The sequence below is a fragment of the Blastocatellia bacterium genome (genome assembly GCA_016713405.1).
GTDB lineage: Bacteria > Acidobacteriota > Blastocatellia > Chloracidobacteriales > JADJPF01 > JADJPF01.
Genome location: JADJPF010000001.1, coordinates 173252 through 194522 on the forward strand (window position 1 = coordinate 173252; position 21271 = coordinate 194522).

Genomic DNA, 21271 nt, shown 5'->3' on the forward strand with positions numbered 1-21271 from the left:
TAGGTACATAAGAAAAGCTTTTTGATGTAAAATTACCAAACATTTCTAATTAAAACTTATAGGTTGACTAAAATAATGATAAAAAAGAGGTTACCAGTACAGCTAATTTTACTATTTGCTATTTTATTTAGTTTTAATAGTTTAGTAACTAGTAAAGTTGTATTAAGTAGTCAAAACAAAACTGCTAATAAAACCTCTAATCAGGCAGCAAAAAAAGCTAGTGCTATTCCTAAGCTAACAGTATTACTTGTTGTTGATCAGTTTCGTGCTGACTATTTAACTAGACTTAAAGGCTTATTTGGACAAAAAGGCTTTAATCGATTAATTGATCAAGGTGCTAATTTTACTAACGCACATTATGCTTACTCTAATACTTATACGGCAGTAGGACACACAACAATAGTTACAGGATCTCTTCCATCAATACATGGAATTGTTGCTAATAAATGGTTTGATAGAAAAGAAAATAGATTAGTGCGTGCCTCAGAAGATGATAAAACTACCCCTTTAGGTGGTAAAGAAGGCGCATCACCCCAACAATTATTAACTACTACTTTTGGTGATCAGCTAAGATTAAGTAATAATTACCAATCTAAAAGCATAGGTATTTCAATTAAGGAGCGTTCAGCCGTTTTTATAGCTGGTCGTCGTGCAACAGGAGCTTACTGGTTTGATGGTAGCCAAGGAAATATGAGTTCAAGTTCTTACTTTATGAAGGAATTACCAGAATGGGTAATAAAATTTAATAAAGAAGGCTTTGCTGATGAGTATTTTCAAAAAAACTGGGATCGGAAATTACCTATAGAAGCTTATAATATTGCTGATAAAGATGATGCTAGTTATGAAGCTACATGGAAAGGTAACACAATAACCTTTCCTCATATTATGGACGGAAACAGCAAAGAAAAAGGCCAAGCTTTTATCGACAATTTGGAGATACTCCTTTTCTAATGATATGTTGACAAAATTTGCTTTGGCTGCAATTGATAATGAAAATTTAGGCAAAGATGAATATCCAGATTTTTTAGCTGTTAGTTTTTCTGCTCCTGATTTAATTGGACATATGTTTGGCCCCTATAGCCATGAAGCTCAAGACATAATGCTTAGGCTAGATGACACAATAGGAAATTTTTTAGATCAATTAGATAAAAGATTTGGGTTAAATAATCTATTAATTGTACTTACTGCTGATCATGGAGTATCGCCCATACCAGAATATGCCCAAGCCCATAATTTAGGTGGTGGACGTATAGATGGGCTTGCACTAAAAGCAGAAATGGAAAAGCTACTTGTTAAAGAATTTGGAAAAGTGGGAAATGATAAATATATCTTAGCTTTAATTAACCACCAGTTTTATCTTAACGAAGAATTAATTAAGGAAAAGAAGCTAAGTTTAACACAAATTTCTGAATTTTTAGGACAAGAGGCAGCAAAAACTAAAGGTATTTCTGCCTTTTACACCAAAGAGCGAATTTTAACAGGCCGAATGCCTGACACAGATATTAGCCGTCGAATTATGGCAGGTTATAGTAATGAAAGATGTGGAAATGTATTTTTACTAGTAGAACCTTTTGTTTTAATTGCTGAAGCAGAAGATGAATATATGGGAACTAGTCATGGCACACCATATCATTATGATACTCATGTACCTATTCTAATAATGGGAAATCAAATAAAACCAGGTGTTTATAAAGAAGCTTGTACACCTAGTGATATAGCTCCAACTCTAGCTAATTTGCTTTCTGTTGAAGCACCTAGCGGATCAGTAGGACGTATTTTAACCGAAGCCTTAAAATAAAATGTAACAATAGACTAGGAAAATAAATTTTGTTTTTCTAGTCTATTCATCCACTTGTAAGATTATGTCTTTAGCTACTTTTAATAGACGCGCTCTCATTAAGTCCCACATTATATTTTGTAAATAAATAAGTTCACGCCCATAAGCAGCAATTTTCTTTTTTAGTACCATATCTTCGATTTGATCTTGATCTAAATTATATTCTCTGCGAATAGGTTTATTTTCTATTTCTGATCGTCGGTTAATATTAGGCGGTGGCAGGTATTTATCAGCCTTAAGTGTAGAGCTATCAATAAAACATTTAAGCGGTTTATCCGATTTTGCTGCTTTTGAGCCTTTAAAAATATGTAAGCCTGCCTCAGTGCTAAAGTATAAATAGCTTAAAGCTCCATCTATTGCTAATAAAATAGTAAAAGTATCTTCTGATGGAGTGTCAAGAAACTTTTCTACTTTAATTACTCTTTCTCTAATCAAAGGTAATGCAAAGGTTTTATCTGGATTAGTAGCGGGTTCAGCCGTTTCAGGTGGCTCACTTTGCTTAGACTCTTTATTAGCAGGCTTTTCAATAGATTTATCTCTTTTTTGCTGTTCTTTATCAATCTTAAGGTTAAATACTTCTACTTTAGCTCCATTATTAGTAGCAAGATTGTAGTAAATTTTAGCTACTTCAAATAAAATTTTATGATTTTCACCATAAAAGGCTAAAGTAACAAAATTAGGGTTAGAAAACTTAAGCCCATAAACATTTAATAAAGCTGTTTGCCATTCTTGTGAGTAGGCCATTATTTTAGAACCTGCCAGGCGATCTACAGGCTCTTTACCGTAAAATGCTAATAGCAAATTATTTTCTAGCAGTTCAGCATTTTCTAAAATGGTTTTACAGTCTTCTACAACTTTTTTAATAAAGGTAATCGAGTTAACTTAATTAGATCTGCTGGTTTTTTCCAAGTTTTTTCTTTTAGTTTTGCTTCTAAACGAATAAGACGAAAAATTTCATTCTGAATGTCTGTAAGGTCTGAGCTAATTGCTAAATAATGAGCATTGCGACGTAGAGCAGTACAAAGTTTTACTTGATCCAATAAATTAAGGTCGTTGGATAGCAAAGAAATAGGCCGACCATCTTTACCAACTCTAGGGCGAACAGTTACTTGTAGGGTTTTATTAGGTTCTAAAAGGCTAATTTCTGCTGCTAAAGTTGTTTCTCCTGTATAGCTATTAAGACGTTCTGCTAAAGGTACTAATAATTCTTTTTCAATTGCACGTTTAAGCGGACGTGCGCCATAACGAGGGTTATAACCTTTTTGAGCAAGCAAATTAGACGCTTCAGTAGAATATTGTAAAGTTACTCCCCGATATAAAATGCCGTTTCGTTGAGTAATTTTATCTAACTCTCTATTAGTAATTTGCTTAATAATTTCTGGAGGTAGAGGAGTAAAAGGAACTATTCGGTCAATTCGGTTATATAATTCAGGACGTAAAAATTCACGCACAGCAGTAGCAAAATGTTTATTAGCCGTCAGTAAATCATCTTGTTGAAATCCAACCGTACCTTTTTGAAAAGATTCTGCTCCTAAATTAGAAGTCATAATTACAACTGAGTTACGAAAATCAGCTAATTTACCTCCTGAATCAGTTAATCGACCTTCTCCTAAAACCTGTAATAATAAGTCAAAGAAGCTAGAATGAGCTTTTTCAAATTCATCAAATAAAATAACAGAAAAAGGTTGTTCTCTAACTTTAGCTGTTAGTAAACCTTCTGACGCAAAAACCCCACCAATTAAACGTGTAACTGAAATAGGATCAGAATATTCACTCATATCAAAGCGGGAAAGACGTTCTTTGTTTTGAAAGAGAAATTCTGCAAGGGATTTTGCCATTTCGGTTTTCCCTACACCAGTTGGGCCAATAAATAAAAATGAGGCAATAGGTTTATTGGGACGTGTTAGCTCAGCTTTTACCATTGCTAAAACATCAATTACACAATTAACAGCCTCTTGTTGACCAATAACACGCTCGGAAAACCATTTATGTGTATTTTCTAGGTCAAATTTAACTTTGTCGTCTAATAGAAATAAAGGTAGTCCAGTTTCACGAGAAAATGCAGAAATTATGTCTGCTTCTATTATTTGTTGGTCTGGAGCTAAAGTAATATGGTGTTCTGGTGATAGCTGAGAAATTAGGTTCTTAAAAAACCTAATAGGACGGCCAGGATAGGCCGAATAAGTAGCATAACGACGGTGTAACTTGTCTAGTAGTTCTAAAGCTTCAATAGTGATGATAGGTTTATTTTTTCTTGCTGCAATAGCATAACTTAGTAAAATTGCTCGACCTTTTTCTAAATCAGGTTCGGCAATTTTAATTTGTTGAAAAGCTGATAATAAATGAGGGTCTTCTTTTTCTATTAATGGTAATTGTTCTGGAGTGCATTCAACTACAGCAGTAAGATCTCCACGTACTAAGTAGGGGCGGAAAAAAGAAGCAATACCTTGGTTATTATGTTCGCTTTTACCTACATTCATTAGCTCTACTAAATTGCCAAAAAATAAAACGGCTTTTTGTTTAGAGGCTTCTTGCCAAACTTCTTTGCAGCGTTCTTGCCACATTCCAAAACCTGACATTCCAGCAACTAATTTTGCTCCACTAGTAGCCCAAAAAGGGGTGTTAGTAAGCTGAAATTTAGCTCTATCCTTAACTAGTTGATGAAAAATAGCTGTTTTACCAACACCAGAATTACCAACCAACAAAACGCTTTTAGCCATTCGACCTGTTAAAGCATCAGCTAAACGCTTTACTTCTGACTCAACTTCATAAGCTATTGGCAATGGCTGATTATTAAGAGAAGTTCCTATCTCTTTTAATATTGATGGTTTATCAAGTTCATTTTTTTCTATTTGAAGAGCAATTTGTTTTGGGCTACGAATATCTGTAGAAAGAGATATTTCCTTTAGTTCAAGCTGTTCAATACGTTGAAGCCAAGTTAGCTGTTTGAGTGAGTTTACTGCTTTACGTCTAAGCAATTCAGCTTTAATTTCTGCTAAAACTTTTTCTGCTAATTTATCTCTATCTTTTTGTTTATTAATAATTTCAATTTCTAAAGCTGGAACATAAACTATGTCTAGGGTTTCGCTATGTTGCCATTCAACTGTATGAAAAGTAAGCTCTAAGGGTTCTTGCCATTCAAAAACTTCTTTATTTGGCGATAAAGTTAAAGAAACTTTTTTGACTAGGGCTGAACTACTAAGTTGACGGCGATGGATGTCTATTAAAGGCAGTTTGGGCAGAATATATTTTAAGCTAGCAACTAAATTTGTTTCAGCTTTTTCTAAATTTGTATGATAGGCAAGCACTTCTGGAAAGAATAGGGCTTCAGTTAAAAATGTCTCGTTTTCTAAAACTTGACCAATAGACGATATTTTAATTTCTAATTTCATAAAATTAATATTTTGTTTTAGAAGAAATTTTTTAATTGTTTATAATCTTTTGCAATGATAATCTGGTGTGAGGTAAAAAGCTATGTCAGCAAAACATTTATTTTTACTGGGTTTTATTAACTTTTTTTTGATTATTGGAGTTTCTATGGCACAAGACGAGTATTTTGCAGTAAACAAAAGCACTAATCTTAAAGAACATGTAGATAAAAAAATAAAAATATCAGGTAAAAAAACAAAATTTGTCGCACAACACCCAATTGTAACTGTACCTGCTGTATTAGCAAAAGATGGTAAAAAAGAGTTACAAAGTTATTTAGATACAGACTTTGGGCAACTAATAGTCGTTTCTCAAGAAAACATAGATTGCCCAAATGAGGAAATTACTTTGTTTGGAAAGCTAAAACACTTTTCTATGGGTGGTAAAAAAGATACAAAAGGTTCTTATAGTAATTACATTGTTTATGTTGACAAATACGAATGTAAGTAATATTTAATAGACAAACCTTAAAGAATTTGTCTATTATCAATAAACCTTACAAAAGTTAAATTAAACATTTTATTATTTTTAGTCTTTTAAAATTGAATTTATGTCCCAACCCTTACGTCTGATACTAAAAAAGATTACTCTAACGCCTAAAAGCGATGGAAAACAACATATTTTAATTTGGCTGTCTGCTCGTGAAGAAATTTATGTTGGAGAAGCCATTGTTAGCGAAGATGAAGATGATTTACTTGCAGGAATTGTTGAAGCTACACTTCAAGCTATTAATAAAGCTTTGACTAAGCCTGTCACCTTAAAACTTGTTCATTGTCGGCAAATTTTTCTAGCAGAAATAGCTAGTATTATATTCTTGGTAGTTATTCGAGTAGAAGCAGAAAATGATACTAAGCTTTTACCAGGAATTTCTTTATTTGGTCGATTTACTGCTGAAGTAGCAGCAAAAGCCGCGCTAAAAGCATTAAATCGAACTATTACACAATATTTCTAAAAACTTTAAATTTCTCCTAAACCTTCTTTAAGTTTGGGGTGCAGTTGAGTTGCTAGTTTTGCGACCAGGTAACGTCTACTAGTAAAAAGTAATGTAGTAGCATGAGAAAGGTATTTACTAGCTGCTTGGTTATCTGTTGCAAGTACAGCTAATATTCCTAGTCCATGTAAGGCTAATATATCATCTGCATTTAGTATTATTGCCTGACGAAAATACCTTTCAGCATCCATCAAACTATTTTGCTCTAAATAAAGTAGGGCTAAAGCTGTGTGGTAATCGCTACGGTAAGATTCACAGTTAATAGCTAGGCCGAGATTACGTTCTGTTAGTGTTAAATTATGCTCATATTGCCAATAAAAATTGGCAATTCGGAAATAATTATGAGCCATTCTTGGGCTAGTGCGAACAACACGATCAAAATCAGCCTCACCTTCTGAATGTTGCTTATTTATATGTCTGATAATACCTCTATTAATTAAAGCTATAGAGTTTTTTTGATCATAAGTTAAGGCAAGACGAATATAATCTAAAGCCTCTTCATAGCGTTTTTCCATTATTCGTACAGAACTAAGTCCCCCATAGGCTTCTGAATAATCATCTTCTAATGTTATTGCACGTTGATAACGACGCTCAGCACTACTTAAACGGCGGTCTGATAAAGCAATATGACCTAGAAAACAATGAAATGCTACTTCACTGCTATTAAATTTTAAGCCTAGTTTTAGAACGTCTTCTGCGGCTTTATAATTATTTCTTTCACAAAGCATTGCCGCATAGGTAAGACGGGCTTGCAAAAGTGTTCCATCTAGCTTTAATGCTTGATTAAGATGATTTTCCGCTTCAGTACGTCTACCTAAATACCTGTATACATCTCCTAGTGCTTCAGGAACTAACGGCCAGTTAGGTAAAAGTTCAGCGGCTCTTTTATAGTGGTCTAAGGCTTGTTCATAGAATTCTTGTTTACGTGCTGCTTGACCTTGGCAAAAGGCTTCTGCTGCAATTAATTCGGCTAATTCTCCATGACGCGACCTTAATTGGTTAAATTCTTCTACTGCTGCTTGCCACTCTTGATAACTTTGTTTAAGCCAAGATTTTGCTTTAGAGCGATATGCTTTTATTAAAGGTTGTTGGTTGATTTCATTAAACATAGTATTACCAATAAGTTGAAAGTTTCTTGTTCTAAGTTTTTACCTAAATGACAGTCAAAAGTTAAAGCAATTTTAAGCAATGTTCAAATCATTATTGCAAGCCTGGAAATATTTTGACGCAATGCGTTATTTTTTGTTGACACATTTGACGCAGCGCGTTATATTTTATTTATCAAGGAGATAAACAAATGGCACATGTAATCAAGCGATATGCTAACCGTAAGTTATATGATTGCACTGCCAAGCGTTATATAAAGCTAGAAGAGTTAGCAGAATTAGTTAAATCAGGTAAAGAAGTTAAGATAATTGATAATCTAACAGGTGAAGATATTACTAGTGTAACTTTGTCTAAAGTTTTATCAGAAGTAATATCTGATACTAAACAAAATGGTCATATAAATGCTTCAATGCTAAGAGAAGTATTGCAAAAGCAATCGGACGCTGTAGTTGATTATGTAAAACAAGGTATTGAAGCAAGCGTTCGGACAGTAAAGGGTGTAGAACAACAATTACAACAACAAATACAACAAGTTCAGCAAGGTTGGAAGCGTGTTACAGGCCAAGAAGAAGCAAGTAGTGCAGAAGACTTTAAGTTTGTATTTCAAAGAATGATAGAAGAAAGTGTACATTTTTTAATTACTAAGATGAATTTGCCAACTAGGGCAGAAATTAGCCAACTTAATCAACGTTTAGATGAAATAGAAGAATTAATAAAAGAAAGTCATAAGAAAGTTGATAAAAAAGTTACTAAAAAAACTAAAAATTCTCAAAAAAATATTAAACAAGATTAACTTTAATAAATAGCAATATAAGGAGATAAGCATATGTCAAAAACTACAGAAAAAACCACTAAAACTACCAAAACTAGTAAAGCCACTAAAAAAGTTCAACCAAACACAACTAAGACTGCTAAAACTAATAATAGCTTTAGCTTTATTAACACAGCCCAAGCTCCTATTGAATTATTTAAAGATGTTGCTACTAAGAGTATTTATTTTAGTTTAGGATTAGGTTCTTATCTTTTAAGTGGTCGTGAAAACCTACAAACCTTACAAAATTTTAAGTTTGAATCTTTAAAAGGTGATTTAAGAAAGAATGTAGATAAATTTATCACCACTACAATTAATAAAGGTGAAAAGCTAGAAGCTGACACTACAAAATCACTAAAAAGTTTTGAAGAAGCTCAAAGAAATAGAGTAAAAGAATTTTTTACTACACCAAAACCAACCATAGAAACTAATGAAAATATTGAAGAAAAAATTGAAGAAGTTATTTCTTCTCTAGATCTTCCAACACGTAATGAAATTCATCAACTTAATCGTCGTCTAAATGAGCTTTCAAAAGAGTTATCTCGTCAACGTACTAGCAGCACAAGCCGCAAAGCTACAAAAACCAACAAAACCGAAATTGCAGAAGAAAAAGTAACAGAAGTTGCTGAAGTAGTAGCAGTAGAAAATACCAATGTAGAAAAGACTGCTAGCGTTTAATACAGCGTAACTTAAGTAAGTTAATATTTTTTGAATTTCTTGAGTCCTGAAGGGACGAAATAATTGTAGCCTAGGTCGTAAAACCTAAGCTTAGTGATTATACATAATTAGAGTCGCGTAGCGGCGACATAATAAACCTAATTAACACAATATTTTAATTATGTCGTCACTACGTGACTCTATAAATACTATACTACTATACGTAGGGTTAAAACCCTGTACTACAAATATGTCGCCCCGTTGGGGCTTTAAGAAATAAAACCTCAGAAAACTTTGTTTACAGAGTATTTAATTAAGTTTAATTAAGTTTTTTTAAGTTTAAGCCAAGGGTAAATCCAATAGCTTAAACCTCCTCTCCAACGTGTAACAAAAATAGGGCCAATAGTTTATGCCACTGCTAAAAACAGTGGCATTTTTATTTTTTAAATATTTTTATTATTTGGGGTTAAACAAACTTTCATAGTATTATTAACCAGGAAAGGGTAGAAATTTATGATAGCTACTTTTGGCTTGACAAAGTATTATGAGACAATTTCAGCAGTAAAAAATGTAGATCTTTTTATAGGCCATAGTGAAATTTGCGGACTAATCGGCCCAAATGGAGCAGGCAAAACCACTCTCTTAAAAATGCTTGCAGGGCTTTTACTTCCTACTAGTGGACGTATTGAAATTGCTGGAGAAGAAGTAGGAGCAGAACCAAAAAAACTTCATTCCTTTGTAGGCTATTTACCAGATAATTTTGGCCTTTATGATGAACTAACTGTTTGGCAATTCTTAGACTATTTTGCTAATGCCCAAAACGTTGAGCATCTATCAATTCCTAGGCGTATTGAAAAAGTTTTGGATGTAACCCGACTTGTCTCTAAACGAAATGCTTTAGTTGGAACTCTATCACGAGGAATGAGACAACGTGTTTTAGTTGCAAAAACTCTCTTATCTCATCCTAAAGTTTTACTTTTTGATGAGCCTGCTTCTGGACTAGATCCTCTAGCAAGACGCGAACTTTGCGAGTTAATTAAAATGCTTGGTTCAATGGGGCAAACTATTATTGTTAGCTCTCATATTTTAAGCGAGTTAGCCGACTTTTGCACTTCTGTTGCAATTATGGAACAAGGGCGACTAGTTAGATCTGGAAGAATTAATGATATAGTAGAAACACTAGCAACAGGTATTAATGTAATTATAGAAATAATAGAAGATTTAGCAGAATTTGATAGACTAGCTGCTAGACTAAGAGAATTACCTGTAGTACAAAAACTTACTTTATCAAATTATAAATTAAGCTTTACTTTTTTGGGTACACGTTCAGACCTGGCACAACTACATAGGGATGTAGTATTAAGCCATCCAGGGATAGTATCTTTTTATGAGAAACAATTAACAGTTGAAGATGTATTTATGGCTGTTAGTAGTCATCAAACTTCTTAATTATTTAGAGGCACCCGCCTATTTTTAGAGAGGTGATTATGTTTAATAATGCAGAATTTTTGCGTAATGTACGGGTTCAACTAACCCCTAGACGCTTGATGTTTACTTCAGGTTTAACTCTAGGGTTAATTATTATCAGTGAACTACTGATTTGGACTGCTACTGCAAAAACAGAATATTCGCCTGTGGGTTATGACAGATGGGCAGAATTTGGTATAGCTAGTTTTAATTTACTATTTTTTGCTCAAATTATTCTTTTAACTGCAATGGCCCCTAGTGTGGTAGGGGGTTCAGTTGTCCAAGAACGTTTACGTAATACATTAGTTTTTCAACAAATGACCTTGCTTTCTTCTCATGAAGTTTTACTTGGCAAAATGTTTGGCTCAACTATTGTTTACTATGTTTTAGCTGCACTAATAATGCCTTTTGCTATTTTAGGGGGGCTTGTAGCAAGAATTCCTATAGATAGCTTAGTAGGAATTTATTTGGTTTTACTTGTAGGTGCTTTGTCTTGGCAAGCAGTAAGTTTATTTATTTCTAGCTCGATTGTTAATGCTCAAGAGGCGGCAGGACGTAATTTAGCAGGTCTAAGCTATAGTATAGGTGGGTTAGCTGTATTTTTTATGATGATATTTTTTAATATCTTTTGGCGACATAATTGGGAAATGCAGCAAGGCAACACTTATTTTTTTGGACAACCTATTTTAGCTTTGACTTTTGCTGTTATGGTGGTCTCATTTATCGGGGTTTGGGCCTATATTGGAGCAGTAAGAGCATTTAAGGATTTACAATTAATTAGATTATCTCCTCGCACAGTTTGGTATTTCTTTATTGCTTTAGAAGTTATTCTAGTTGGTTGGTTTTGGGGTGGAACAATTAGTTCAGAAGGATATGCAGATGTTTCTCAAGAATACTTTAAAAGAAATATAGGCGCTTTATTTGTAGCTTATCTATTTATAAATTGGATTTTCTTAGCTGCTTTAGCTGGTATTTCTGTAATTTCTCGTAATCAACTTCGTGAATGGTGGAGTGGTAGTTTAGATGCTATTTCTTTGCTTAAACGGTCAGAAATTAAAAATTCAATTATTAATTTCCCAATTTCGATAGCTATTGTTTTAGCTGGATCTATTGCTTTATGGGGAAGTATGTATGTAGGATTACCAGGCAGAGAAAACTTGCTACTACCTTTTAGTTCACTAATTGCAATGATGATTGCTTTTATAGTTACAATGCTATCAATGGCTAGTTTTATACAGTTTTGTGCTATGTACAGGTTTCGTGTAGCTAATCGTGCTGGCTTAGTGCTTTGGATAATGTTAATGGTTATTGCTGCAATTGCTACAGGGGTTTTAGGCCCAGAAAGCGTTCCAGGACTTTTTAATCCAATGGTATTTTCTGTTTTATTAATAGAAAAAAGTGAAAAGGCACTTTCAACTATTAGTGTTGGATTACTAGTTGAAATAATTTTTGCATTACTTTCTATAGGGATGATGTATTGGAAATGGCGACGTACAAGAGATGAAATGCTAAAAGATAAAGATTAAATCAAGACTCATATTAATCTAAAAAGAAAATTAAAATAGCCCAAGCTGTGGGCTATTTTAATTTTTGTCTTTCTTCTTCAGTTAAAATTCTTTGCTTAGGCATGTTTTTTTCTTTAGGTAAACGAGGGGCCAAATCAAGTTTTAGAGTAACTTCTTCATTGTTACGGGTGACAACAATCTCACATTCAGTAATTGCTGCCGCTTCTCGAATAGAAAGTAACATATTGCTAAAGTTTTCTTTATTGTCTATCAAGTAACTTGACATTTGTACTAATACATCCCCTACTTTAATACCACTACGCTCTGCCAATGAATTAGGTAAAATAGACACTACCAAAACTCCATGAGGAAATTTCTGTGCTTTTGTAGGATCTGGATTCTTTGGAGGTTCTGGTAAATCAGAGAGCTTAACACCTAAAAATTTTTCTGGAAGATTTTGTTCTAAATTATAATTAAACCTCTTTAATTGCTTCATTAATTTAAGACGTTCAGATTTTAGTAAAGAAATTTGACTGGATAGATTTTTTTGAGCTTCTAAATTATTTGCTAAAGAAGTTTCGTTTTTGTTATTTGCTAAGGAAGCTTCGTTTGCTTTTGAGTAAGCAGATTGGAAGTTTTGTAACGCAGTATCAATAGATTTTAAGTCCTGTTGTATCGAATACATATAAGCCTGCTTGCCAATACTATCTTCTACAAAAGGAGACTTATAACCTCGCTCACCTAAGATTACTTTTATATTTTCTAGCTTTTTATTACGTAAAACATCAAATGTAATAGTTTCTCCAGCAGGTTGTAGAGCAATAAAAGAATATAGCTGAGAATCAGATTCTACTGCCCTACCATTAAGATTAATTATTACATCATTTTCTTGTAGGCCAGAAATTGATGCAGGGCTATTAGGAATTATATTACGGACGTAAAATCCTTTAGGATTATCTAATATTCCCAATTCTTTTAATTGATCTATAGGTAATTTATTGCAATCAAACCCATTAACGCCCAACCATCCGCGAGGTATATTTCCTTGACGATCAATAATTCTTTTTGCTATTCGGCGTGCTTGTATAGCACTAAAAACTTCTACTACATTATTTTCTAAACTATTAGGTATTCCTACAACTTCTTTATTATTATTTATTACTACCCCAAAACTTAAAGATGTAGCACCAGCAACATTATTACTAAAATCAATGCTAAAAAATTCCTGGTTAGGGAATTGAAGTATTTTAGCGTTTTGTGCCAAAATACTTCGATTAAATTGAGGTATGTTATTAGATTTATCTTCTTCAAATTCAACATTTAAGAGTGTTACTAAGTCATTAGAAACTAAACTAATATTATTAGCCAAAGGTACAGGTTTAATGTTAAGGTTATCAACTGCCAATAAACAAAAACCACTAGGCCCATCTAAACCAACAAAACGAGCCTGCTTTTGTTCTCCTGAAGGTAAAACAACATTAATAGTACCAATAGCTTGTTCTCCTGCTTCAGGGATTAGATTTACTAATTTAGTTAAAATATGGCCTTTTTGGTCAACTACAATGCCTGTTGTAACATTAGTGGGTTGAAACTTTGTTAGTTTTTCACTAGGAAGCTTAGTTTTTATACCTCGCTTTAATAAAGAACTTCGTATTTCTGACAAATTTATTTCATGAACAATTGTAACTAACCAAGGCTGATCCTTAATTACTTGTAGTTGATTTGTAGTGGGTTGGGATTGATTAGTATTTGCTGCTTGAGCAAATACATTAGGTATTAAACAAGCAATTAATATTGCAGAAATAGATATTCTAGAAAAATACTTACTTAGTTTGAACATAGTTACTTTTACCAACCAATTTAGAAAATTTTTGATTCTGGAATAATTCCAGAACTTCTAATTTCGCTAGTATCTGGGTTATCAATAGTTACTACAGGTTTTGCTCCATAAATTATTGCTGAAACAGGTAAAGTGCTAGAAGAATTGTCACCGTAGTGTATTTCTATATTAATTTTTTCTGGCCTATTTCGAGGCTGTATTAAGTAAGTACGACCATTGGATTTGACTAATCGTTTATTGGCTAAAATTCGTTGTGTTGCTAGCACATTATAATTATTAATTTTATTTGTTGGTGATATTGGTACAGCTATTTTAGGAGTATCTGAGTTTTTACTGGTTAAAATCTCATCATTATTTAGTAGGTTATTGAACTCTTTTTTTGCAACTGGGGTTGAAAAAGCTATAGGAGTTGAAATAGTTGCTTCACTAGGTTTAGCCCAGGCATAAAATAAAAATAATCTGCTCCTATTAAAATACCAACTATTGTTAATGCTGTTGCTGTAGCCGCTAAAGCGGGTTGTGACATCCACTTCCACCAAGGAACATTTAAGCTAGCATGCTTATGAGCAGCTATTTTTTGTCTTAATTTAATATCAAAGTTTATAGGAGTTTGAACTTGCATTTGACTACGTAAGAGCTTACGTAGATTAGATAGTTGATGAGAATAGCTTTGGCAAGTCAAGCATTTTTTACAATGGCTTATGATAGCAATTGGTATTACAACATCAAAGTCAGCACTTTCTAAAGTTTCCCGTACCATACGGCACTCAGTTAGTGTTAAAGGAAGTTCTTTATTTGAAATCATAGTTTGTTCCCTAAAACTTAGACATATTTTTGTAATTTATCTTTTAGTAAATTACGAGCGCGATTAATACGTGATTTTACTGTACCTTCTGATAGACCAGTAATATCAACAATTTGTTCATAACTCAAGCCTTCAACATCTCGCATGACTAATGTTAATCGGTATTTTTCTGGTAAGGATTGAATTGCAGTTGTAACGGCTTTGCGTCTTTCTGTGTCAATCATCACTTCGTCTTGCAGTGGTGCTTGTGCAGGAAAATCCATTTCTTGTTCTTGTTCATCATCTTTACCACGAAAGGGGAAAAAAATGAGATCCAACGTCGGCGTTTACGTTGCCTTAATTCGCTTATAGCCAAATTAGAAGCAATACGATAAATATAAGTTGAAAAACTATAAGTTGCTTGATAACGATTGGCACTAGTATAAATACGTAAAAATGTTTCTTGAGAAAGATCTATAGCACGGTCATAATCATTTATCATACGGTAGATAAAATTAATAATTTGACTGCGATAGCGTTGCACAATTTCTTGAAAAGCAGCCTCATCTCCCTGCCCAACAGCAAGCACTAGTTCATGATCAGTTGCTGAAGAAACCGTATGAGTTAAGTCTAGCTCTGCGCTATAGCTCAGTGCGCTCATTAACAAATCCTAATTAGTTATTGATTATTGTTACTTCGTTTGCTAACACGCCAAAAAATGGAAAAGGTTCCCAGATAAGATTAATTGTTAAGATATTTTTTCCTAAAACTATTGCCAACTATTATTTAGAAGTAGAAGAAGAAAATAGAACTAGTAATATATACTAGTTTTTAAGTAAATTAACTGTCCCAAGGTTCTTGCTTATGATGTTTATTTAGTTAAATTATAACTCTCCACCTTCATATTTATCTTTGCGATCAATAAATGTTGGTATTTGAACTTCAGGTTTTATTTCTTTTTTAGTAGGTCGATCTGTTTGTTGTGTTTGATCAGTTTTAATTGTAGTAAATGGTTCTGAAATTTGAAAAGTTTTCATCTCAGAGGCAAGAGTATAATCTCCAGTAAAACCTACAGGTAAAATCACTCTCCATCTATATTTATGATCTGGTTGAAGTAAGGCAAGTTGCTCAGCTTTAAGGCTATAAGAGGTTTCTTTAGTAAATTCTTTTATAATAAACTTATCTTCTTCATATACTTCTAAAACAAATTGAGCTACTTTTTTGTCGCAAAGCCACTCAAATTTAATGTCTTTTGCTGTTAAAGTTACATTTTCTTTTGGCCCAATTAAGGATACTGTGGGTCTTATAGTTAGTTGGTATCCAAAAGCAGCAAAAGTAATTAAAAAGATAAATAATATTGTTAAACTTTTAGTTCTAGAAATAAACTTTGGCTTAGTAGTTTCACTAGAAATATATTTAGTGTTTCCAAATTTAGTTCTATCTAATTTTTTAGTTTTATCTAAATTGGTTGTGTTGTTTTCTAATGATGCAGTCTCTGTTAATTTTCTAGTATTGTTTGTTTTTAGTGTTGTAGTTAATGATTTAGTCTCTAAATCATTAATTTCTTTTAATATATCGTTAGGGTTGTCACTAGTATTTGGCTTATTATTTGTTGTAATTTCTGTTAAATTTTTCGTAGATTTCTTTTTAGATAACTGGCTAGTAATAGCAGATGTTTTAGCCTCAAGTTCATCTATCTCTTTTAATATAGCATTGGGGTCATTTGCTATATATGCTTTTTCTTCTTTAATAGCAGGTTTTAATGGTTCTAAAGGTTTTGTATCCTTTGATAATTTCTTTTTAGATAATGAAGCAGTAACATTAGATTTAGATTCAAGTTCATCTATTTCTTTTAGTATGCTTGCAGCGTCTTGAGTAATTGCAATCTGACCAGCAGCCTTTTCTAAATCAACTCCCATAGCAGTGGCAGCAGCTTTAATATCTTCTTTCATAACTTTTTGTGTAGTTATTTCAGATGAATTTAAGGCATTTTGTAAATCTTTAGTCATACCAGATTTACTTTTGAAAAATTTATTTTTTAAGTCATTTAATCTAACATTTAATTCTAAATTATTTGGGAATATTTCTAGTGTTTTGTTTAATATTTGTTCTGCTTCTTTGTAGGTATTAATTTCTTCAGCCAATAAATCTACTAATTTTAAGCAATAATTAATTTTTTTTGGGGCATACTTATAAGCTTGTTGATAACTACTAATTGCTCCGCTACGATCTCCACGAGATAATAAATCTTCTGCTTCTAAAAAACACATTTCAGCTAAAATTTCATTGGTATTTCCAATTTGTTCTTCAGCAATAGAAGAAATGCCTTCAGGCGATAAAGAATCTTCTAGGGGTTCGAGTTCTATTTCATCAAATTGAGGATTAATATCTATCATAAATCACTTCCATATCCTTAAATAAAATCACTCAATGGATCTGATCCCATTGAGTGATTTTATTAATAAAGGTTAATCTCTTTGTTGTACGGAGCTTTCTTGGAAGCCCTTAAAGTCAACTAACTGCAAGAATGGTGTTGCAGGTGGCAGAGTACAAGGACGAGTAAAATCTAAATCAAATACCCAATCACGGGTAGGAGGTACGTAAACATAATCAACCGCAGTTTGTGCTTGCACTAGAGACACGCTTAAAAGCTCCATTACCTTGTTGGCTCTTAAATGCTCTGATCAGAGAACCTCCATAAGTAGCATTTGTACCTCCCCAATCTTCTAAAAATCTTGGGAAGTTATTTAATGCACCAGAACCATGCTCTGATTCTGGGCCTTGATTCCAATTGGAATTACCCCAAAAACCAGGATACCAACTAGGACTAAAACCAGTGATCAAAGCAAATCTATATACAGTATTTCTAGCTGTTCTAACTTGAACAGATTGATAAGGGCTAACAAAAGAACGAGCATCTAACCAACCATTTCTGCCATTAGTTCCACTCCATCTATCACTAGTAACAGTCCCAGTGCCAACTAATGGGCGGATAATAATGTCATAGCATCAGATACAATTGAAGAAGGAACATGGCAGTATTGACCACAATTAGTAAAGCTTTGTCCATTGTATCTAGTAAGGCGTGTAGGTGATTCAGGGTTATTGTTAAGACCTGGATATATATCACCAACATCACCTGCATTTTGTCCTGCTGGAGCATTAAAGTTACCAAAAATATAGATTGGATTTTCTGTAGCAAAAGAAACTCCCAACATAGCACTAGTACAAGTTGGATTAGGACGTGGGCCTGTAGGAAATAAATTGCTAGCATTAACTAATCTTACTCCACGGCGAAATAGTTCAACTTTTCGATCATTAGCATTATCTCGATAAGCAACAGGGGGTTTATAACTCCAAGATATTTTTGTAATTGTAGGAACTTGAGTCATTGCTACTAAATTACCTCTTCTATTTCCACCATTTATACTAGGACTATAAACAACTAAATCTCCAATAGATTGATCTTCATTGCACATTGCACTATAAGGCGAGGTTTCATTATAGGCGTTTTTGGCTACTCCACTTTCATCTTCATCTTCATTGAAAATCCAACAATCGTTATTGCCATCTTGAGGGGATTTACCAGTGTCTTGGTTATCAGATTTAGTTCCTGTTGCAACATTTGTTTCACAACCATATTTAACAGCACCATCTATTTTAGGTGCTAAACCAACCGCCTTACCAGTTGTAACATTACCTCCTGCACTCCAAATTACATTTTCACGACCATATGAACCATCACCAATAACACTTTGCAAATTATTAAAGTCAGGTATATTTGGGTGTTGGGAGAGAGGCTTTTTCAAATTGATGTTGGTAGAAACTACAGGCTCATCACCACGACGGTCAGAAATATAAACTACCCAACCATTATCTTGATTAACATTTATATTTTCATGAATTAAATCATTAGCAAGATTTGCTGCTCTTAAAGGCACACCAGTAGCAGTTCTGTAAGGGGGATTTCCCATTTGTGAAAATAAGCTGTCAAAATCACCCCTAAATAAACGTCCTAAGTTACCAGCATCTATTTCTACTAAGTTCATAACACCAGGTTTATTAACGGAATCTTGTTCTAGGCCCGGAACAGGTTTTCTTTTGTTAGTAGAACTAGTACCTGTATCAGCTTGATGTGGTAAACCTTCACGAGAATCATAAATATTAATTGGAAAAGGTACTAAAGAAATATCTGTGGTATTATTTCTTAGAACCCAAGTATTTTCACCTCTAAAGGTTGGAATAGTGACATCAACCACTTTTTCTGTTTTGGTTTTTGGTAAATTAACATTTTCACTTAAAGCAAATTTTGTAGTGTTATTTTGCCAATTAACATAAGCAGTTGTAGAACCTGTCTTTATAGGGTTATAAACATTATTTGCTTCATTTCCTTGTCTAGTAGTTTGTGCTGTACCAGTAAAATCAATTTCTGTTCGTGTAGGATTCATTGAAGGAATAGCTGCTCTAGTTATATCTAAGTAGTAACCACCTGGATCTGGCTGAGGTTCAGCATAAGGAGCAGGATTAGTATTTCCTGAAGTAGTATCGCTAGAAGCTGTAGAAGCAAATCTTGTTGTAAAGCGTTTACGAAGATATCCGGTAGCACAACTGCTACAAGGTCTAGTATCCTCATCATCTCTAATACCAAACATCTTAATACTACTATTATTATAGGATTGCATTGCCATGCTAGAGTAATAGTCAAAGTTAAGAGTTGGACTAACTTCATCTAAGGTTGAGTTAAATTCACCACCATCATCTAAGTCAGGTAGTTGATCATCTCCAGTATTATCTATATTTTGGTCATCTTCAACTTCACGTCTATAAGGAACAGCCATACGTTGAAGGTGAAGGATAGAATTCTCATCTAAATATGGCCCGTTTGAGGTATTAACATCTATAGGTAAAGCTATTGGAAAACCTACAGTTGAACGTGGGTAGTAAAAGCTAACTCCAGTACCACTGGTTTTGCTTGGAAAGGAACTGTCGTTCCTAGATTAAGAATTTCTTCTGTTATATCTAATGTTTGACCATTGGCTCTAACTAATTCTACTTTAATCCATCCATGAATACGTGCGCCGTTAACACGCGCGCCTGTTGGACGAGGGTTTCCAGAAGTAGGACTTTTACTTTTGGTTGATAACCTCGTGGAATAGGCCATTTATCATTAGTTATACCAGAAGTTTCTTCATTCATGTAATACCAAAGTGGGTTAGCAGGATTTGGGCCAACAGCAATTAATTTACTTGTACCTGTACCGACATTTTGAGCTAACCAGGGATCTGGGCCATCTAATTGGATACCTCCAAAATCACCATTTCCTTGTGCTGGATTGTCGCCTGCTAGTACAGTTCTAGGGAGTTGATTTTGATAGTTAGCTAAAGTAACACGAATACCAGGTTTATAGTAATAACGTGCTGCAACTAGTGGAGAAGCAATTGCTGGAGCAAAGTCACTAGGCAATCCACGTTTAATAATTTCAATAGCATTAAGGCCCAATAAATTTTGGATAGGCAATTTCAAAGGTCGGACACCAACTTTTATAGCGGAAGGAAAGTTAGTGTTACCAGTACAAACAGCATCAGGAGTATCTTCAGAAGAAGGAAGTTCACCACAATCTTGATCATTAGGGGGATTTTTTGCTCCACCTGTAGAAGTTCCTTGACTACTATCTACATTTACAGAGTTTGTTCCATCAGTAAATACTTTAATAAAATTCGTACCAGAGTTTTGAAAACCGCTTTTTTCTCTACCAATTATTAAATGTTTAGCAATAGTAATTCTTGCAGCGATTGGTATCATTTGACCACTTGTATTAAAAGCATATTGACGGAAATGTATTTCTTGTCGCCACTTGTTGCTCCACCTGTAGCATAAAAATTACCATTAGTATGTACCCAACCACCAAAATTCCAAGGTGGAGGAATATAAAGCTCAAAGTCAGAATCGCTAAAAATTCCAAATTGGAAAGTAGGAATCAAATAGTTATTAAAATCACGGGTAACTTGAACATCTGTACCAGCAGAACTTGATGCTCTAGCTGTAGCAACCATACGAAAACGGCGTGCAAAGCCTTGTAGTCCAGCATAATCGCCACGTGGAATTGTAACTAAATTAGTAGGTCTTAAAGGATAATTACATACAGGTACTGCACTTGGATTACAAACATCTACCAAGCAAAAACCTCCTGGTGGAAGTGGATCACCTTCCCAACCTAAATCAAAAAGGTTTGTTCCAGCCATAAACTTACCAGAGTACATGTTAGAGCAAGGGCTATTAGGAGGACAATTAACTTTAGGTAATTTTAAGTCATAACCATTAACATTAGTTGGTTGGTTGATAATGACCCGACACATTGAATCATAGGTTGGAGAGAGTGATGTTAAAAATAGGTTACTAAAATCACCTGTCATTTGTTCTAATTTTGAATAAGCTGAAAAGAAGGCTCTCTTTTTTCCTACTTCAAAACTTGATGAAATTGCATCAGAAGTAGCATTCATTAGAGATGCGCTAACATAAATAGTAAGTAGTGCTAAAACTAATGTGACAATTATAAGAGCAGAGCCTTTTTCTTGACTTTTTCTTAATTTCTTAAAGATTTTTCTTAGCAAATTTCTTTGTTTTCTCATATATCCTCCTAGCCTTCAATTAATTTATCCAAGTGGCTTAGGCTTGTAACTATTTCCGTAAAAGTTTCTAGTATTAAAAGTACCTTCTAAAGAAAAACGATAAAGGTATCCATTATTACTGTTATAGGGATCTCTAACTTTTGTATCTCTTTCTTGTGCGCGAGCTTTTATAGAGACATTTACGCGGCGAATATCTAATAATCGATAATCAGTA

21 protein-coding genes are annotated in these 21271 nt (G+C 33.7%); 8 read left to right on the plus strand and 13 right to left on the minus strand.

Going from position 1 to position 21271, the window contains the following annotated elements:
* Positions 1-75 precede the first annotated feature (75 nt).
* Positions 76-951, plus strand: coding sequence for an alkaline phosphatase family protein (locus tag IPK14_00675; protein MBK7991955.1), 876 nt, complete (start codon positions 76-78; stop codon positions 949-951).
* Between the two features lie 4 nt (positions 952-955).
* A complete protein-coding gene (locus tag IPK14_00680) occupies positions 956-1798 on the plus strand; it encodes an alkaline phosphatase family protein (GenBank protein ID MBK7991956.1) in 843 nt (280 codons plus the stop codon).
* Positions 1799-1840: 42 nt separating this feature from the next.
* Here IPK14_00680 and IPK14_00685 read toward each other — a convergent pair whose 3' ends face one another.
* Together IPK14_00685 and IPK14_00690 are read right to left on the minus strand one after the other, a co-directional pair.
* Positions 1841-2638 (minus strand): hypothetical protein, encoded by a 798-nt coding sequence (locus tag IPK14_00685; GenBank protein ID MBK7991957.1) that lies wholly within the window; start codon positions 2636-2638, stop codon positions 1841-1843.
* 47 nt (positions 2639-2685) lie between these two features.
* Positions 2686-5229, minus strand: coding sequence for an ATP-dependent Clp protease ATP-binding subunit (locus tag IPK14_00690; protein MBK7991958.1), 2544 nt, complete (start codon positions 5227-5229; stop codon positions 2686-2688).
* A gap of 82 nt (positions 5230-5311) precedes the next feature.
* Here IPK14_00690 and IPK14_00695 point away from each other — a divergent pair, with 82 nt between their 5' ends.
* Complete coding sequence (locus IPK14_00695) at positions 5312-5716, plus strand: hypothetical protein (protein MBK7991959.1); 405 nt, start codon at positions 5312-5314, stop codon at positions 5714-5716.
* A 100-nt stretch (positions 5717-5816) separates the two neighbouring features.
* Positions 5817-6218 carry a hypothetical protein gene (locus IPK14_00700; protein ID MBK7991960.1) on the plus strand — a complete coding sequence of 134 codons (402 nt, stop codon included), beginning with the start codon at positions 5817-5819 and terminating at the stop codon, positions 6216-6218.
* A gap of 5 nt (positions 6219-6223) precedes the next feature.
* On the opposite strand, the gene IPK14_00705 is transcribed toward IPK14_00700, so the two are convergent.
* A complete protein-coding gene (locus IPK14_00705; protein MBK7991961.1) occupies positions 6224-7366 on the minus strand; it encodes a tetratricopeptide repeat protein in 1143 nt (380 codons plus the stop codon).
* Between the two features lie 188 nt (positions 7367-7554).
* Between IPK14_00705 and IPK14_00710 the strand changes: the two genes are divergently transcribed.
* The 4 genes from IPK14_00710 to IPK14_00725 all read left to right on the plus strand — a co-directional run bounded on the left by IPK14_00710 (position 7555) and on the right by IPK14_00725 (position 11825).
* Positions 7555-8157, plus strand: coding sequence for a polyhydroxyalkanoate synthesis regulator DNA-binding domain-containing protein (locus IPK14_00710; GenBank protein MBK7991962.1), 603 nt, complete (start codon positions 7555-7557; stop codon positions 8155-8157).
* A gap of 33 nt (positions 8158-8190) precedes the next feature.
* On the plus strand, positions 8191-8853 hold the full coding sequence (locus IPK14_00715) for a phasin family protein (GenBank protein ID MBK7991963.1): 663 nt from the start codon (positions 8191-8193) through the stop codon (positions 8851-8853).
* 492 nt (positions 8854-9345) lie between these two features.
* The gene (locus IPK14_00720) at positions 9346-10281 is read left to right on the plus strand and encodes an ABC transporter ATP-binding protein (protein ID MBK7991964.1); all 936 of its coding nucleotides are present in this window, start codon (positions 9346-9348) and stop codon (positions 10279-10281) included.
* A gap of 38 nt (positions 10282-10319) precedes the next feature.
* On the plus strand, positions 10320-11825 hold the full coding sequence (locus IPK14_00725) for a hypothetical protein (protein ID MBK7991965.1): 1506 nt from the start codon (positions 10320-10322) through the stop codon (positions 11823-11825).
* Between the two features lie 52 nt (positions 11826-11877).
* Here the strand turns inward: IPK14_00725 and IPK14_00730 are convergent, their stop codons facing one another.
* The 10 genes from IPK14_00730 to IPK14_00775 all read right to left on the minus strand — a co-directional run bounded on the left by IPK14_00730 (position 11878) and on the right by IPK14_00775 (position 21057).
* Complete coding sequence (locus IPK14_00730; protein ID MBK7991966.1) at positions 11878-13644, minus strand: PDZ domain-containing protein; 1767 nt, start codon at positions 13642-13644, stop codon at positions 11878-11880.
* Between the two features lie 20 nt (positions 13645-13664).
* Entirely contained in the window at positions 13665-14174 is a 510-nt protein-coding gene (locus IPK14_00735) for a hypothetical protein (GenBank protein ID MBK7991967.1), read from the minus strand.
* A 292-nt stretch (positions 14175-14466) separates the two neighbouring features.
* Entirely contained in the window at positions 14467-14712 is a 246-nt protein-coding gene (locus IPK14_00740) for a sigma-70 family RNA polymerase sigma factor (GenBank protein MBK7991968.1), read from the minus strand.
* Positions 14673-15089 carry a sigma-70 family RNA polymerase sigma factor gene (locus IPK14_00745; protein MBK7991969.1) on the minus strand — a complete coding sequence of 139 codons (417 nt, stop codon included), beginning with the start codon at positions 15087-15089 and terminating at the stop codon, positions 14673-14675. Before IPK14_00745 ends, IPK14_00740 begins: the two co-directional genes overlap by 40 nt.
* A gap of 223 nt (positions 15090-15312) precedes the next feature.
* Positions 15313-16824, minus strand: a complete 1512-nt coding sequence (locus tag IPK14_00750) for a tetratricopeptide repeat protein (protein ID MBK7991970.1) — start codon at positions 16822-16824, stop codon at positions 15313-15315.
* 72 nt (positions 16825-16896) lie between these two features.
* Entirely contained in the window at positions 16897-17070 is a 174-nt protein-coding gene (locus tag IPK14_00755) for a hypothetical protein (GenBank protein MBK7991971.1), read from the minus strand.
* Positions 17039-17272 carry a hypothetical protein gene (locus IPK14_00760; protein MBK7991972.1) on the minus strand — a complete coding sequence of 78 codons (234 nt, stop codon included), beginning with the start codon at positions 17270-17272 and terminating at the stop codon, positions 17039-17041. The genes IPK14_00755 and IPK14_00760 overlap by 32 nt, the downstream gene beginning before the upstream one ends.
* Before the next feature lie 137 nt (positions 17273-17409).
* Positions 17410-19266 carry a hypothetical protein gene (locus IPK14_00765; GenBank protein MBK7991973.1) on the minus strand — a complete coding sequence of 619 codons (1857 nt, stop codon included), beginning with the start codon at positions 19264-19266 and terminating at the stop codon, positions 17410-17412.
* A gap of 211 nt (positions 19267-19477) precedes the next feature.
* Positions 19478-20230: a hypothetical protein gene (locus IPK14_00770; GenBank protein MBK7991974.1), complete on the minus strand. Its 753-nt coding sequence runs from the start codon at positions 20228-20230 to the stop codon at positions 19478-19480.
* Complete coding sequence (locus IPK14_00775; GenBank protein ID MBK7991975.1) at positions 20227-21057, minus strand: pilus assembly PilX N-terminal domain-containing protein; 831 nt, start codon at positions 21055-21057, stop codon at positions 20227-20229. The genes IPK14_00770 and IPK14_00775 overlap by 4 nt, the downstream gene beginning before the upstream one ends.
* Positions 21058-21271: the final 214 nt, after the last annotated feature.